Raw genomic sequence first — 14,261 nt, forward strand, 5'->3', positions numbered from 1 at the left:
AAGCTAAGGCATCGGCTTCTGCACAAACGCTGAAGGGCCGCGGCAAGGGACCCGTTCACCATGGCACGCATTCTTGTTCTGGGCGGCGCGCATATCGACCGGCGCGCGACGATAGACGGCGAAACCGTTCCCGGCGCCAGCAATCCGGGCCGCTGGCATGAGGAAGCCGGCGGCGGCGGCTTCAACGCGGCACGTATCCTGGCAAGGCTGGACAACCACGTATTGATGGTGTCGGTGCGCGGCGGCGACGCGGCCGCCGAGGTGGTCGCCGCCGCTGTCGAGGCCGCCGGCATTGTCGACATGGCGCAGGTCTTCCTCGACCGCAGAACCCCGAGCTATTCGGCCATCCTGGAGGCCGACGGCAATCTGCATATCGCCGTCGCCGACATGGAACTCTATGACCGCTTCGTTTACCGACAGCTCTCGCGCAAATCGATACGCGAGGCGGTCGCCGCGGCCGATCTCGTGCTGTGCGACGCCAACCTGCCGGAAGCGACTGTCGGCGCCCTTGCCCGCATGACATCGCAGGGCGGCACGTCACTGGCGGCAATCGCCATCTCGCCGGCCAAGGTCGGCAAGCTGACCCCGGCATTTGCCGATCTTTCGGTGGTGTTCATGAACGCGGCCGAGGCCGCCGCGCTTTGCGGCGGGGATACGGAGCCGGATCGCTGGCCGCACGAATTGCGCCGTGCCGGCATTGCGCGCGCCGCCATCTCCCGCGGCAAGGACCCGCTGATCGCCTATGAGGACGATGACGTCTTCCAGATCGAGCCGTCGCCGGTCGCGGCCGTCGTGGACGTCACCGGCGCCGGCGACGCATTGGCGGCAGCGAGCCTTCACGCCCATCTGGCCGGACGCGGTTTCCGCGATGCGCTGCGCTTCGGCGTTGCGGCGGCGGGACTGACGATCCAGTCGCGGGAGGCCGCACCCGCCCATCTCGATATTCACCGGATCACGGAAATCCTCGATGAAGTCCCGCCGGCTCAGCCGTTTCCGTAACGATACCTCCCAGCAACGAGTTCAGACATGACCGACGCAGCCTTCCCGATGATTTTCTCCGCCGAGGTCCGCGACGCGCTCGACACCGGCAAACCCGTCGTCGCGCTTGAATCGACCATCATCACCCACGGCATGCCCTGGCCCGGCAATCTGGAGATGGCGCGCGGCGTGGAGGATATTATCCGCTCGAAAGGAGCGGTCCCGGCGACGATTGCCGTCATGGACGGGCAACTGAACATCGGGCTTGAGGACACGGCGCTTGAGGCACTGGCGCAGCGTCCCGACGCTTTGAAAGTATCGCGGGCGGACCTTCCCTTCGCCGTGGCGACCGGTCGGACCGGTGCGACGACGGTCGCCGCGACGATGATCGCGGCGGCTCTCGCCGGTATCGGCGTTTTCGCCACCGGCGGCATCGGCGGCGTTCATCGCGGCGCCGAAACGGATTTCGACATATCCGCCGATCTCGAGGAACTGGCGCGCACGCCGGTCATCGTGGTTTCCGCAGGCGCCAAGGCCATCCTCGACATTCCCAAGACACTGGAAGTCCTGGAAACGAAGGGCGTTCCGGTGGTGACCTTCGGCGCCGACGAACTGCCTGCTTTCTGGTCCCGTGCGTCCGGGATCGCAAGCCCGCTGCGGCTCGACAGCGCCGATGATGTCGCCCGGTTCCAGGCGACGCGGGCAGCCATGGGCATGGGAGGCGGCATGCTGGTTACAAATCCGGTGCCGCAGGAGGACGAAATACCGGCTGAGGAGATGGAAGCCCATATCGCTCAGGCCCTTGGCCGGGCCCGCGCCGAAGGCATTACCGGAAAGGAGGTAACACCGTTCCTCCTGTCCGAGATACTGAGGATGACCGACGGCCGTAGCCTTGCGACGAACATCGCCCTTGTCCGCAACAATGCCGGTCTGGCCGCAAGGATCGCGAATGCTCTGGCAAAAGGCTGACCTCAGCAGCCGATCCTAGAGTATCCATTTTGGTCAAGTGATCTATTTGGCCCACATTCTGTTGTCTCTCAGGAGAGCATTGGCGAGGACGACGAGCTTCCGCATGACGGCGGTGATGGCGACCTTTGGCCGGCCACAGCCGGCCGGACACCGGGCTAACTCAGCGGAACAATCTGGATTTCCACACGCCGGTTCTGCGCCCTGCCCGCCTCTGTCGCATTGCTCGCGATCGGCCGCTCCTCGCCAAAGCCGGTGACATACATGCGGCGGCGGTCGATCCCCTGCGCCGAAAGATATGTCGAGACCGACTGCGCCCGGCGCTGCGACAGGTCGAGATTGTACTGCGCCGAGCCGGTCGAATCCGTATAGCCGTAGACGTCGATCAGCGTCTGGTTGAACTTCGAAAGCACGATGGCCACCGAATTCAGCGTCGCAAAGAAGCTCGGATCGATCTGCGCCTGGTTGAGGGCGAAGGTTACGTTGGACGGCATGTTCAGGATCAGGTTGTTGCCGTTCCGGGTCACCGAAACGCCGGTGCCCTGCAACTGCGCACGCAATTCGGCTTCCTGGCGGTCCATATAATTGCCGATCGCGCCGCCGGCCAGCAGACCAAGACCCGCTCCCACAAGCGCGTTGCGGCGGTCGTTGCCGCCGGCAAGAAGGCCGAGACCGGCGCCCGCGGCCGCGCCGAGAGCAGCCCCGCCCGCGGTGCGCGAAACGCGCGGCTCGCCCGTATAGGGATCAGTCGTCGTACAGGCGGCAAGGAATGTCCCTGCCATCATTGCGACCGCGATTTTCTTGTACATTCGATATTCCCCCGTCCAAGGTGAATTAAAAAGTGATCAGGCTTCAATCGGAATATTGCGGCGCCATTGTGGTCGACCACGCAAATGACGTCTTTGTGTGCCGACCGGCACGATCACTGACGCCGCACCGATGTTCGAATCGTTTCACCCATTGTTACAGTCAATTCACGCTCAGCGCCACGATTGTCAGCTGTCGATCACTTCCTTGATGGCGGTGGCAAGCTGCTTGAGCGAAAACGGCTTCGGCAGGAAACCGAACTGCGCATTCTCAGGAAGGTTCTTGGCAAACGCATCTTCCGCGTAGCCGGAAACGAAAATGAACTTCATGTCCGGATACTCCTTGCGCAATTCGCGAAGCAGGGTCGGTCCGTCCATCTCGGGCATCACGACATCGGAGACGACAATATCGACACCGCCGTCCAGTTCCTGGATGACTTCGAGCGCCTCGACGCCGGAACCGGCTTCGTGAACCGTGTAGCCGCGCGTTTCCAGCATTCTTTTGCCGCCGCGCCGTACAGCTTCCTCGTCCTCGACAAGCAGCACCGTCGCCGATCCGGTGAGGTCCCGCGGTTGCGCCGCGCCGTTCGCCTGGCTGTCCTTCTTTCCCGCCTTCCCCGCGGGTACCTCTATCGCGGCCTCACTTGCTTCGACCGCCTCTTCCACTTCCGTATGCCGCGGCAGATAGATCCGGAACGTGGTGCCCTTGCCCAATTCCGATTCAGGATAGATATAGCCGCCTGACTGCTTGATGATCCCGTACACCATGGACAGCCCGAGGCCGGTTCCCTTGCCGACGTCCTTGGTGGTGAAGAAGGGCTCGAAGATCTTGTCCATGAGATCGGGCGCTATGCCCGTACCCTCATCCTCGACCGCGATCATGACATAGTCGCCCGCTTCCATGCCGCGATTGTTGAGCGCGGCCACCTCATCGCTTTCCACGTTGGATGTGCGGATTTTGACGGTGCCGCCATCGGGCATGGCATCGCGGGCATTGACCGCCAGATTTATGATGACCTGCTCGAATTGGCCAAGGTCGGTTTTGACCGGCCACAGATCCTTGCCGTATTCCACGTCAAGCTTCACATGCGTGCCGGTCAGCCGGTCGACCAGCATGCGCAGGTCGCCGATGACATCGGTCATGGAAAGAACGGTCGGCCGCATGGTCTGCTTGCGCGAAAAGGCCAGCAACTGCCGCACAAGCACGGCTGCGCGATTGGCGTTGCGCTTGATTTCCATCAGGTCGGCAAAACTGGCATCGGATGGCCTGAGCGACAGGAGCAGATGGTCGGCCGAAAGCAGGATGGCAGTCAGCACATTGTTGAAGTCGTGCGCAATGCCGCCGGCCAGCGTTCCCACCGCATTCATCTTCTGCGTTTCGGCCATCTGTGCCTCGAGCGCCTTCTGCTCGGTTGTTTCGACCGCATAGATGATGGCGGCCTCGTCGCTGTCGCCGTCATCGACGACGGCGGTCACGTAAAAACGGAAAAACCGCTCATCGTCTGCCGCATGCCTGCTGTCGACCGGCGCGATATCGCCCTGCCCGCGGGCCGCCGCCTCAAGCGCCGAGGCAAAGACGCCGCGGTCAGCCTCGTGCACGACATTCTCGAACAGCGTTCCCTTCTCCAGATCGTCGCGGGCAACGGCGCCGGAGAACATTTTCAGGAACGGTGCGTTGGTGCGGATGATCTTGCCCTTGCCGTCGACGGAGGCGATCGCCATCGGCGTATTGTTGAAAAAGCGGGTGAAGCGCATTTCCGCCGCCGCCGACTCCGCCGGGCTGGCGCCCTCGCCGCTTTTTAGGAGGACAATGGTGCGGCTTTCGCCGGGTGCTCCGTCCCGTGCCGCACTGACCCGGTGCACCAGACGCACCGGCATGCTTTTGCCGTCACGGCGCAACATATCGAGATCAAGCGTCGCGGTCCGGTCCAGACCGGGCGCGGCATGCACCGATTCAATCAGCGCCATGCCCTCACCGGCGATGAGGTCGCCAAGGGCGATCGATCCCGGCGTGAACCGGGTCAGATCCAGGCCGATCCAGGCGGCAAGCGTCGCATTGATATAGACGATCTCGCCGTCGCGCCCCGTCGACATGAAGCCCGCCGGCGCATGATCGAGATAATCGATCGCGTGTTGCAGTTCACGGAAGAACTGCTCCTGATCCTCCCGCTCCGCCGTAATGTCGGAAAGCTGCCAGGAATGCAGCAATTCGGCCGATTTGCCGACCTCGAGCGGTCGCGCCCTGAGGCGATACCATCGCGGCCCCTCAAGCGGGTCGCTGACGCCGCTGAGATTTTTCAGCAGCCTGAATTCCTCCTGGCCTTCCTTGCCCTCGCGGATTGTGTTTGTCAGGCGATAGACCGCCTCAGCGGCCTGGCTGTCACGCGACATGATCGCTTCGATGGACCTGACATCGCCCGGACCGGTCGCGCCGACGAGTTCGGCATAGGCGCGGTTGGCGTAGACAACCCGCCCCTTGTCATCGGTGACCACCGTGCCCTCGGGGTGGCCGTCGATGAATATGCGCGCAAGCAGGTCGTCTCCCGGGCGCGGCATGATCTGCACGAAGCCGATGACGGAGGAAACGAGGTAGAAGATGCCGATCATCGCCAGCATGCCCAAAAGGCCAAGTCCCAGATTGGTGTTGACCCTGCTTTCCAGATAGACAAATGCCGCCGCCGCACCGACCAGCACAACCGCCAGTACAATCAGACGGATAACCGTATCGGGCTTGGAATGCCGGTCGACGATGGGCGTCGGATAATTCGCCGGCTGGTTCTCTCGCGCCATAAAGCGTCCTCTTGAAGCGAGAATGATTCCCCTCGAAGCTGAATATCCTGTTTGGACCACATTCGCGCGCACAATGAAAGGGAGCGCCAGCCTCGCCCCGCGCCTATACACTGCGAAAAGGCCCCGTTGCGCCTTCCAGGGCAGGAAAAGACCAAAAATGCCTCAAATATCGCGCATTTCATATGTACCCACAGGATTCGGAACCGTGCGCTTGCATGCGTTTCGATCGGCCTCTACCCTCTTTATTATGCGGTCGATCGCAGCGACTCGCCGCAACGGGCCAGACACAGGGGCAGTATTTCAATATGGGTGATGCGCTTATCGGCACGGACGGAATGTCCCTTTACTCAATGATCGCGATCGGTGTGGTGATCGTCGCCGCCATAGCCGTCATCGTGTGGAATCTGCAGCGGCGCGGCCACATGGCGTTCATGCGCGGCGGCACGAACCGACAGCCCCGCCTGGCGATTCTCGACGCCGCTGCCGTCGACGCGCGCCGCAGGCTTGTCCTCATTCGTCGCGATAATGTTGAGCATCTGGTCATGATCGGCGGACCGAGCGACATCGTTGTCGAGCGCGGCATCAACCGCTCGGCGGCACGGGGGGGCCAGCAGGAGAGCGCCGCGGCGCACGGGCCCGGTCCGGCCGCCCGGCCAGCCAAACAAAAGCCGCCGCAGCCGAAGGCGCCGCCAAAGCCGCCCGCATCCGAACCGCCCGCATCCGAACCGATTGCGACGAAACCGCTGAATATTCCGGCGCCGAAGACCGAAGAACCGCCAGTGCCCCCGAAACCGCCCGTCGCAGCCGAGCCCAAAGACAAAAGACCCGCGCCGCAACCGCCGGCAGCCGCGGCAAAGCCCAAAGGCGAAAAACCGCCTGTACCGGCGTCTCAAATACTCGGCGGACCTGCAGGTCCCGCGGCCGCGGCCGTCGCGGCCATTGCCGCGACTCAAACGGCAGACACGAAAAAGGACGAGGAAGCGATCGCCGCGGAGCTTGAGGACGCACTCGAAGCTGCGCGCGAACTCGTCATGCCGGACCCCGGACCGGTACCGGCTCCTCCGCCCGAGGAACCGCCCCTGGTCGACGTGGCCGCAATGCCCGCCAAAGCGTCCCCGTCGATACCGGATGCCGCACCGGAGAACCCGTCCCAGCCCGTTTCAAATGACGTGCCGGGCCCGTCACCGGCAATCACGGCCGACGATCTGATCGCGGATTTCGACAAGGTCCTGGAAGCCGAAATCAGCAAGTCCGAACGGGATATGATCGAGACCAAGGCCCCGGAGGTGGACGAGATCGCGCCTGTTCCCGAGCCCGAGCCCGCGGCAAACACGCCATCGGCATCACTCGAAGATGAAATGAAAAAACTGCTGGGTGACCTGACGGTCAAGCATTGACCTGGAACGGGTGTGCGGCTGATACACTCCGCCGCCGGCAAACGTCTTAGAGCATCGGGCGATCATATTGAACCATTTCAGCACGCAAAACGGTGCCCTCGGGCTATTCGTCCCGATAAACCTTTTCGCGGCGCTCGTGGCGCTCCTGCGCTTCGATGGAGAGCGTCGCAATCGGTCGTGCATCCAGACGCTTCAGGCTGATCGGCTCGCCTGTTTCCTCGCAATACCCGTAAGTACCCTCGTCAAGTCTGCGCAAAGCCGCATCGATCTTGGAAATCAGCTTGCGTTGGCGGTCCCTTGCCCGCAGTTCGATGGCACGGTCGGTTTCCGATGAAGCCCGGTCTGCTATGTCAGGATGATTGGCGCTGTCTTCCTGGAGATTTCCGAGCGTCTCGCGCGCCTCGCGCAAGATCTCGTTTTTCCAGGCATTCAGTTTGGCTCTGAAATAGGCACGCTGCTTTTCATTCATGAATTCCTCGTCATCGGAGGGAACATAGGAACCAAGATCGATCATCTCACTCATTGTGATGCCTCAGTCGCAGTGCTTTTGGAGCGTGTGTATATCTACACCGCCACCAGCTTACAAGCGCGAATTCAGCCGACGGGTGAGATTTTATTGGCTCGAAACTACAATACAAAGCGTCACGAGAACAAAATAAATGTCGCAATAATGTCATATATAAATATGGGATATATTTGCTTATTTGTTTTAGTCTCGCACGACCGAAGAATAACAGGTTAAGCAAGCGCAAGGCAGGACGCTTCGCCGGCATCGGCACAAAAGCGCCCGTATTTCGAAGCTGCACGACACCGTGCGACGGCATCGCACGGGACAACGGCCTGCGATATTCGTCACGCCTCTCGCATCAACCGCGGAATGATGCTTAATATGGCCGCAGCGCCGCACGCATGCGGCCTTGGGAGACAGCTTTCGCATATGGGCAAACCTTCTTCACCGCCTGCAACGATTTATCTGCTGCGTCATGCCCATGCCGCCTGGGCGCATCCGGGACTGAGGGATTTCGACCGTCAACTGGATGAAAGGGGCATGGAGGATGCCAACCTCGTCGGCCATGCGTTGGCCCGTCTGGAACAGCAGCCCGCCGCGGTGGTGTGCTCCACGGCGGCGCGATGCCGTCAGACCAGTGAAATCGTGGTGTCCCACCTGCGGCAAACGCCCGAAATCCATTATACCGACGCGCTCTACAACGACGACCACAGGCGTTACATTGACCTGTTGTCGCAACTCACAGAGTCTCCCGCCATGCTGGTCGGCCACAACCCGATGATGGAAGATACGCTGCGCTCCTTAAGCGTCACCGCCGATGACGACGCGGCGGAAAGGATGCAAAAGGGCTACCCGACCGCCGGGCTTGCGGTCTTGCGGTTCCAGACCGGATTTGCGGATATTCGAGCCGGCGGCCACCTTGAGGAATTCCTGTTCCCCAAGCGGCTCAGGAAGAAAGCACGCAAGGTCCACGGTTAGGCCGTAGCAACCCTTTGCGACAGGAAAAACTCGTAAACATCTGATCCAATAATAAAAACGTCATTGGAGATCTGTCCGTACCATCGCGCGTTCCGAGCGGCCGCGCGCCTCGAAGCGCTTGAATCCGCTGCCGGGGACTTCTTATATGCGGGCGGACGATCACTCTGGAGAGCGAGTTTTGGCCGCAGTTCTTTCGCGCATCTCCGACGAAGCGCTCATCACCGTCGACAATCTGCTCGACCGGGCCGGCGGCCTGCTGCGCCCGACGCTCCGGCTCGGGGTCACCGGCCTGTCGAGAGCCGGCAAAACCGTCTTCATCACGACCCTTGTCCACAATCTCATTCACGGCGGCCGTCTGCCGCTTTTCAAGGCGCAGCGAAGCGGGCGCATAGCGTCGGCCTATCTGGAGCCCCAGCCGGATGACGGCGTACCGCGTTTCCAGTACGAGGATCATGTCAGGGCGCTGGTTGACGAACGGCTCTGGCCGCAGTCGACCCGGGCCATTTCCGAGTTGCGGCTGACGATTGACTATGAGTCGGCGAGCGCCTGGAACAGGCTGCTTTCGCCGGGCAAACTCTCCATCGACATCATCGATTATCCGGGGGAATGGCTGCTCGATCTTCCCTTGCTCAATCAGGATTATCGGGCATTCAGCGACAATGCCGTTGCGCTCGCCCGGTCTCCGGCGCGCGCGGATCTTTCGCGCCAGTGGCTTGAGGAAGCAGCCAGGCAGAACATCCGGTCACCGGCGGACGAATCCGTTGCCCGCGCGAGCGCCGACCTGTTTGCCGGTTACCTGCGCGCCTGCCGCAGCGATGAACGCGCTTTGTCCACACTGCCGCCGGGCAGGTTTCTCATGCCGGGCGATCTTGAGGGTTCCCCCGCCCTCACCTTCGCACCCCTGCCGGATCTTCCGGACGGCTCTGCGCCGTCCGGCTCGCTTTGGGCGATGATGGATCGGCGGTTTGAGGCTTACAAATCACTGGTCGTCAAACCGTTCTTCCGCGAGCATTTCGCACGCCTGGACCGGCAGATCATCCTTGTCGACGCCATGCAGGCCATGAATGCCGGCCCGGAGGCCATCCAGGACCTTGAGCGCGCGCTGGTCGACATCCTGTCCTGCTTCCGGCCCGGCCGCAACAATCTGCTGACATCGCTGATCTCACGCCGCATCGACCGTGTCCTCATCGGAGCGACGAAAGCCGATCACCTGCATCATGAAAGCCATGACCGGCTGGAGGCGATCGTCCGCAGAATTGTCGATAAGGCCATGCGCCGCGCCGGCTACGAGAAAGCGGACATTGAAGTCATCGCCATGGCGGCCGTCCGTGCAACACGCGAGGCGAGCGCAAAACGCGGCAAGGAAAACCTGCCGCTTATCGTCGGAACGCCGATGCAGGGCGAGCGGATCGACGGCGAGACATTCGACGGAAAGACCGAAACCGGCATTTTTCCGGGTGATCTGCCGCAGGACGCGGACGCCTTCTTCAGGCAAATCCGGAAAAGGACGGCGAAGTCCGCGCCGCCCTTGAATTTCGTCCGGTTTCGTCCGCCGCGCCTTGAGCGAACCGCTGAGGGAATGACCCTGTCGCTCCCCCACATCAGGCTGGACCGGGCATTCGAATTCCTGTTTGGAGACTGGCTCGCATGACCGGCGGAAACCGCAAGCCGGCGGCCTTCAAGGTCGACGATCGGAAGTCCTCGCCCAAAAACGGCAGCGCGGCGGCCAGATCGCGCAAACCGGGCGCGGTAACAAAAGGCATCGAATTCAGCGATGACATCGCCGATCCGTTCACGGATCACGACGCCGAGCTGGCGGAGACACTGACCCCGGACATTGCAAAGCCCCGTAGTCGGCGCCTGTCATTCGGAAAAATCGCCGCGAGCGCGCTCGGGCTGTTGTTTTCACTCGCATTTGCCGTATGGCTCGACGGTCTCATCGGTGCCTATTTCCAGCGCTCCGCCTGGCTCGGCTGGACCGCAACCATCCTGACGGCCATCGCCGTTGCCGCGCTTGCGGGCCTCGCCATACGCGAGATACGCGCGCTGGCGCGCCTGGGCGCTGTTCAAACGATCCGCGAGGCAAGCGAAGCCGCAAGGCTGGAAAAGAACCCGGCCAAGGCAAGGGCGGTTCAAAGGCGGCTCATGTCACTGTTTTCCGGCCGGCCCGAAACGGCCCGGGCGCGCAGGCAGTTAAAGGATCTCGATGGCGAAATCATCGACGGGCCGCACCTTGTCGAGCTCATCGAAACGCAGTTGCTCGGGCCGGTCGACCTTGAAGCACGGCGCCTGATCGTCAACGCCTCAAAGCGCGTCTCCGTTGTCACCGCTCTGAGCCCGCGCGCGCTGCTGGATATCGGCTACGTGCTTTACGAAGCGGTGCGTCTCATACGCGGCATCGCCCTGCTTTACGGCGGACGGCCCGGCACGCTGGGCGCCATCCGCCTGACCCGCAATGTCATCGCCCATCTTGCGGTGACCGGATCGATGGCGATGGGTGACGGCGTGATCCAGCAGCTGATGGGACACGGCCTCGCCAGCAAACTGTCGGCCCGGCTTGGCGAGGGGGTGATCAACGGGCTGATGACGGCGCGCATCGGGATTACAGCGGTGGATTTGTGCCGGCCGATGGCATTTCACAGTCTGAAACGGCCCGGAATCGGCGAATTTGTCGGCGATCTGACCCGTCAGGCGACGGGCACCAGGAACAAAACGGACAATGAATCGGCTTGAAGAACCGATGCCTATGAAGGTTGGCCGACACCCGCGCAGCATTCGCGTGTGAGGAAATCGACGAGGCCGGTCATCCGGTCGTAATTGGCGTAGTTGCGGATTTCCCGCCCAAACCGCTTCTGCTGGACAAGCCCGACATCCACCAGGGCGGAGAGATGATGGGCCAGGGTCGACGGCGGAATTTCGAGATGCAGCCCTATGTCGCCCACATTCAGCCCGTCCTCACCTGCCCTGACGAGCAGTCGGAAGACGGCAAGGCGGGCCTCGTGACCAAGGGCGGAAAGCGATTTTGCGGCAACGAATTCGTCCATGAGGGGAACTTAGCGTGTCTCGTTCAAATGGAAACATTTGATGGCGGAAAATCGGTTCATTCGGCAAGGCGCGATGCGCACCGCCGTTGGCGGCCGTATCCGCATGTGATTTCGTCTTTGCTGGCCCCTCTGCTACAATCCCGACTCATTTCAACCGGCAATTAACCATTCCGGTTGATGTTGGGGTGTCGTAATTTGCTTCAGGCTGGATCATGTTCTTTCGTTTGTCCCTGACCGCATGTGTGCTGCTTGTCTCCGGGTTTTTGTCTGCATCATGGGCGGGGCCGAAGGACAAGGTGTTTTTCGATTCCGTCTCCGGCATATGGCGAGGCCCGGGAGAAATCATTGCCGGCAAATATAAGGGCACAAAGTTCCACTGTCGCTTCAATGGCGCACCGTCAGCGGAGCACGCGGTCGGTGTCGCCATGGACGGTCATTGCCGGGTCGGCATCTTCTCGCAGAAGATGACCGCAATCATCGGTGATCGCGGCGGCAGGTATTCCGGCACCTTCCAGGACGGTGCCGATGGCGAGGGGCTTGACCTTATCTCCGGCAGGGTCAGCGGCAACAAGATCGTCGTCGGCCTCAACCGCAAGAAACTCAACGGTGCCATGGTCGCGCATCTTGAGGAGCCCGACGTGATGAATGTGACGATTTCGGTCAAGGTCCGCGAACGGCTGATCCCCGTTATCGGCATGACCCTGTCACGTGACCGCAAGGTCGGCGCATCCCGATCTCAGCAACAGGATCATCTGCGGTAACCTGATCCGGCTTTCAAAGCCACCAGTCGCCATCTTCGCTTACCGCCTCGATACCGGCGCCGTCGGCCTGCCGGGCCCACTCGGAAACGGTTTTGCCGGAAACCTTCAGATCAGGCGCGATATCGAGCAGCGGCAGCAGCACAAACGCACGTTCATGCATATGGGGATGCGGAATGGTCAGTCCCTGCTCCCGAACGGACCGGTCTGAATAGGTCAGCACATCTATATCGATAATGCGCGGGCCCCACCGCTCGCGCCGTTCGCGCTTGAGCGTCCGCTCCACCCCGAGGCAAACGTCCAGAAGCGCGTGCGGCTGCAGATCCGTCTCAACCAGAGCACAACCGTTGAAGAACCAGTCCTGATCGGTCTTGCCCCAGGGCGGTGTCCTGTAGAGCCGCGACACGGCACGCACATCGACGCTTTCCATCTGGTCAAGCAGCCGCAGGGCCGACGACATGCTCGCCCTGGGATCGCCGATATTGCCTCCAAGGCCGAGCGCCGAATTAATCCGAGACATATTCGACACGGACCTCGACATGATCGAAAACGCCGGCGATGGGCGCGCCCGGTTTGCGGATCGTCACCAGGACCCGTCGAATGGCCGCAAATTCGCTGCAAAGCGCCCGGCCGATACGATAGGCAAGTGCCTCGATGAGTTTGCAGCGCTCGCCGGTGACGATCTCCTGCAGGGCCGTGTGAACGGCGCCGTAGTCCAGGGTCTCGTCCGGGTTGTCCGTCTGCAGCGCGCCCGCGGACGAGACGTCCATATCGATATCGATGTGAAAACTCTGGCCCAACTGCGCCTCGGCCTCGAAAACGCCGTGCCGGGCAAAGAACACACAGTTCTTGAGGCTGATACTGTAGGTATCGCTCATGGTTCGGTCTCCGTTATCCGGCGGGCCAAAACGGCGTCAGCCATGGCCAGCGCATCCCTGTTTTTTGCAACATCATGAACCCTGAAGATCGCCGCGCCTTCAAGACGAAGCATTGCGGTGGTCGCCGCCGAGGCGACATCGCGGTGATCCTTGTCACGTCCGCTGACGGCGCCGATAAAACGCTTGCGGGACGTTCCGGCAATCAGCGGATACCCGAGGGCGTGAAGCTCGGAAAAGCGCGCCATCAACGCCACGTTCTCCTCCACGTCCTTGGCGAACCCGAAACCCGGATCGAGCACGATCGCATCCGGCGCGATACCGCCGGCGCGTGCAAAATCGAGCGATTGAAGAAGAAAGAGCGATTGATCTTCAATAACATCGTCAGCCTTTTGTCGTTCCCGGCCGGTGTGCATGATGCACACGCCGGCGCCGAGTTCCGCCGCCAGTTCCGCCATCTGCGGATCCCGCTGCAAGCCCCAGACATCATTGATGATATGCCCGCCCGCCTCTATGCCGAGCCGGGCGGTTTCGGCGCGGTAGGTATCGATCGAGATGACGGTGTCGCCGCGCTTCGACAGGGCCTCGATCACCGGCAGGACACGCGCCTGCTCCGTGGCGGCATCGACGGGATCGGCACCCGGCCGGGTGGATTCGCCGCCGATATCGATGATCGTCGCCCCGTCCTCGACCATACGCTCGCCCGCGCTGACGGCCGCCGCCGCGCCGGCAAACCGGCCGCCGTCCGAAAAGGAATCCGGAGTGACGTTCAAAATACCCATCAGATGGCCGCGCGGACCGAGTTCCAGTTCGCGTCCATGCGCCAGATGCCACACGCGGCGTGAGAACGGGTTTCGTCCGGCTGTCGTGGCTGCTTCGGCGAGGATCATGACAGCCGCGTCCTATCTTACGCCGAGCTTCTTCTGCAGACTGGTCGACGAGGTCGTGTACTGAAACACCACGCGCTCGTCCGGTCTGACGATACGCCGCGCCGCCTGCGCCATCAAAGCGGCTTCGTGAAAGCCGGACAGGATCAGCTTCAGCTTGCCCGGGTACCGGTTGATGTCGCCGTTTGCGAAGATGCCGGGCTCGTTGGTCTCGAAGTGTTCGGTGTCGACCGCAATCAGGTTTTCTTGAAGGTTGAGCCCCCATTCCGCAATG

General features: G+C 61.9%; 14 protein-coding genes and 1 pseudogene. 7 read left to right on the plus strand and 8 right to left on the minus strand.

Annotated elements, in window-relative coordinates; all coding sequences use genetic code 11:
• The first annotated feature begins 60 nt into the window (after nucleotides 1-60).
• Together AC5E6N_RS17900 and AC5E6N_RS17905 are read left to right on the plus strand one after the other, a co-directional pair.
• Entirely contained in the window at nucleotides 61-999 is a 939-nt protein-coding gene (locus AC5E6N_RS17900; RefSeq protein ID WP_491749089.1) for a carbohydrate kinase family protein, read from the plus strand.
• A gap of 27 nt (nucleotides 1,000-1,026) precedes the next feature.
• Nucleotides 1,027-1,947 (plus strand): pseudouridine-5'-phosphate glycosidase, encoded by a 921-nt coding sequence (locus AC5E6N_RS17905; RefSeq protein WP_491749090.1) that lies wholly within the window; start codon nucleotides 1,027-1,029, stop codon nucleotides 1,945-1,947.
• Between the two features lie 155 nt (nucleotides 1,948-2,102).
• On the opposite strand, the gene AC5E6N_RS17910 is transcribed toward AC5E6N_RS17905, so the two are convergent.
• Nucleotides 2,103-2,753, minus strand: a complete 651-nt coding sequence (locus AC5E6N_RS17910; protein ID WP_491689034.1) for a YiaD family glycine zipper/OmpA-like lipoprotein — start codon at nucleotides 2,751-2,753, stop codon at nucleotides 2,103-2,105.
• A gap of 186 nt (nucleotides 2,754-2,939) precedes the next feature.
• Complete coding sequence (gene cckA, locus AC5E6N_RS17915; protein ID WP_491749091.1) at nucleotides 2,940-5,540, minus strand: cell cycle histidine kinase CckA; 2,601 nt, start codon at nucleotides 5,538-5,540, stop codon at nucleotides 2,940-2,942.
• 305 nt (nucleotides 5,541-5,845) lie between these two features.
• On the opposite strand from cckA, the gene AC5E6N_RS17920 reads away from it, so the two are divergent.
• Nucleotides 5,846-6,937 carry a flagellar biosynthetic protein FliO gene (locus AC5E6N_RS17920; protein ID WP_491749092.1) on the plus strand — a complete coding sequence of 364 codons (1,092 nt, stop codon included), beginning with the start codon at nucleotides 5,846-5,848 and terminating at the stop codon, nucleotides 6,935-6,937.
• A gap of 103 nt (nucleotides 6,938-7,040) precedes the next feature.
• Here AC5E6N_RS17920 and dksA read toward each other — a convergent pair whose 3' ends face one another.
• Nucleotides 7,041-7,460, minus strand: a complete 420-nt coding sequence (dksA, locus tag AC5E6N_RS17925) for an RNA polymerase-binding protein DksA (protein ID WP_491689037.1) — start codon at nucleotides 7,458-7,460, stop codon at nucleotides 7,041-7,043.
• 414 nt (nucleotides 7,461-7,874) lie between these two features.
• On the opposite strand from dksA, the gene AC5E6N_RS17930 reads away from it, so the two are divergent.
• From AC5E6N_RS17930 to AC5E6N_RS17940, 3 genes are all read left to right on the plus strand, one after another.
• On the plus strand, nucleotides 7,875-8,423 hold the full coding sequence (locus tag AC5E6N_RS17930) for a SixA phosphatase family protein (protein ID WP_491749093.1): 549 nt from the start codon (nucleotides 7,875-7,877) through the stop codon (nucleotides 8,421-8,423).
• 145 nt (nucleotides 8,424-8,568) lie between these two features.
• Nucleotides 8,569-10,074, plus strand: a complete 1,506-nt coding sequence (locus AC5E6N_RS17935) for a YcjX family GTP-binding protein (RefSeq protein WP_491749094.1) — start codon at nucleotides 8,569-8,571, stop codon at nucleotides 10,072-10,074.
• A complete protein-coding gene (locus AC5E6N_RS17940) occupies nucleotides 10,071-11,156 on the plus strand; it encodes a YcjF family protein (RefSeq protein WP_491749095.1) in 1,086 nt (361 codons plus the stop codon). The genes AC5E6N_RS17935 and AC5E6N_RS17940 overlap by 4 nt, the downstream gene beginning before the upstream one ends.
• A gap of 11 nt (nucleotides 11,157-11,167) precedes the next feature.
• Here AC5E6N_RS17940 and AC5E6N_RS17945 read toward each other — a convergent pair whose 3' ends face one another.
• Nucleotides 11,168-11,467 (minus strand): ArsR/SmtB family transcription factor, encoded by a 300-nt coding sequence (locus AC5E6N_RS17945; protein WP_491749096.1) that lies wholly within the window; start codon nucleotides 11,465-11,467, stop codon nucleotides 11,168-11,170.
• Between the two features lie 212 nt (nucleotides 11,468-11,679).
• On the opposite strand from AC5E6N_RS17945, the gene AC5E6N_RS17950 reads away from it, so the two are divergent.
• Nucleotides 11,680-12,228 (plus strand): hypothetical protein, encoded by a 549-nt coding sequence (locus AC5E6N_RS17950; RefSeq protein ID WP_491749097.1) that lies wholly within the window; start codon nucleotides 11,680-11,682, stop codon nucleotides 12,226-12,228.
• A gap of 13 nt (nucleotides 12,229-12,241) precedes the next feature.
• Here the strand turns inward: AC5E6N_RS17950 and folK are convergent, their stop codons facing one another.
• From folK to AC5E6N_RS17970, 4 genes and pseudogenes are all read right to left on the minus strand, one after another.
• The gene (folK, locus tag AC5E6N_RS17955) at nucleotides 12,242-12,745 is read right to left on the minus strand and encodes a 2-amino-4-hydroxy-6-hydroxymethyldihydropteridine diphosphokinase (protein ID WP_491749098.1); all 504 of its coding nucleotides are present in this window, start codon (nucleotides 12,743-12,745) and stop codon (nucleotides 12,242-12,244) included.
• Nucleotides 12,732-13,103, minus strand: coding sequence for a dihydroneopterin aldolase (gene folB / locus AC5E6N_RS17960; RefSeq protein ID WP_491689044.1), 372 nt, complete (start codon nucleotides 13,101-13,103; stop codon nucleotides 12,732-12,734). The genes folK and folB overlap by 14 nt, the downstream gene beginning before the upstream one ends.
• A complete protein-coding gene (gene folP / locus AC5E6N_RS17965) occupies nucleotides 13,100-13,990 on the minus strand; it encodes a dihydropteroate synthase (protein WP_491749099.1) in 891 nt (296 codons plus the stop codon). The genes folB and folP overlap by 4 nt, the downstream gene beginning before the upstream one ends.
• Before the next feature lie 12 nt (nucleotides 13,991-14,002).
• Nucleotides 14,003-14,261, minus strand: a pseudogene (locus tag AC5E6N_RS17970) (ferredoxin--NADP(+) reductase); the annotation flags it as partial.

The organism is Hoeflea sp., assembly GCF_984452065.1.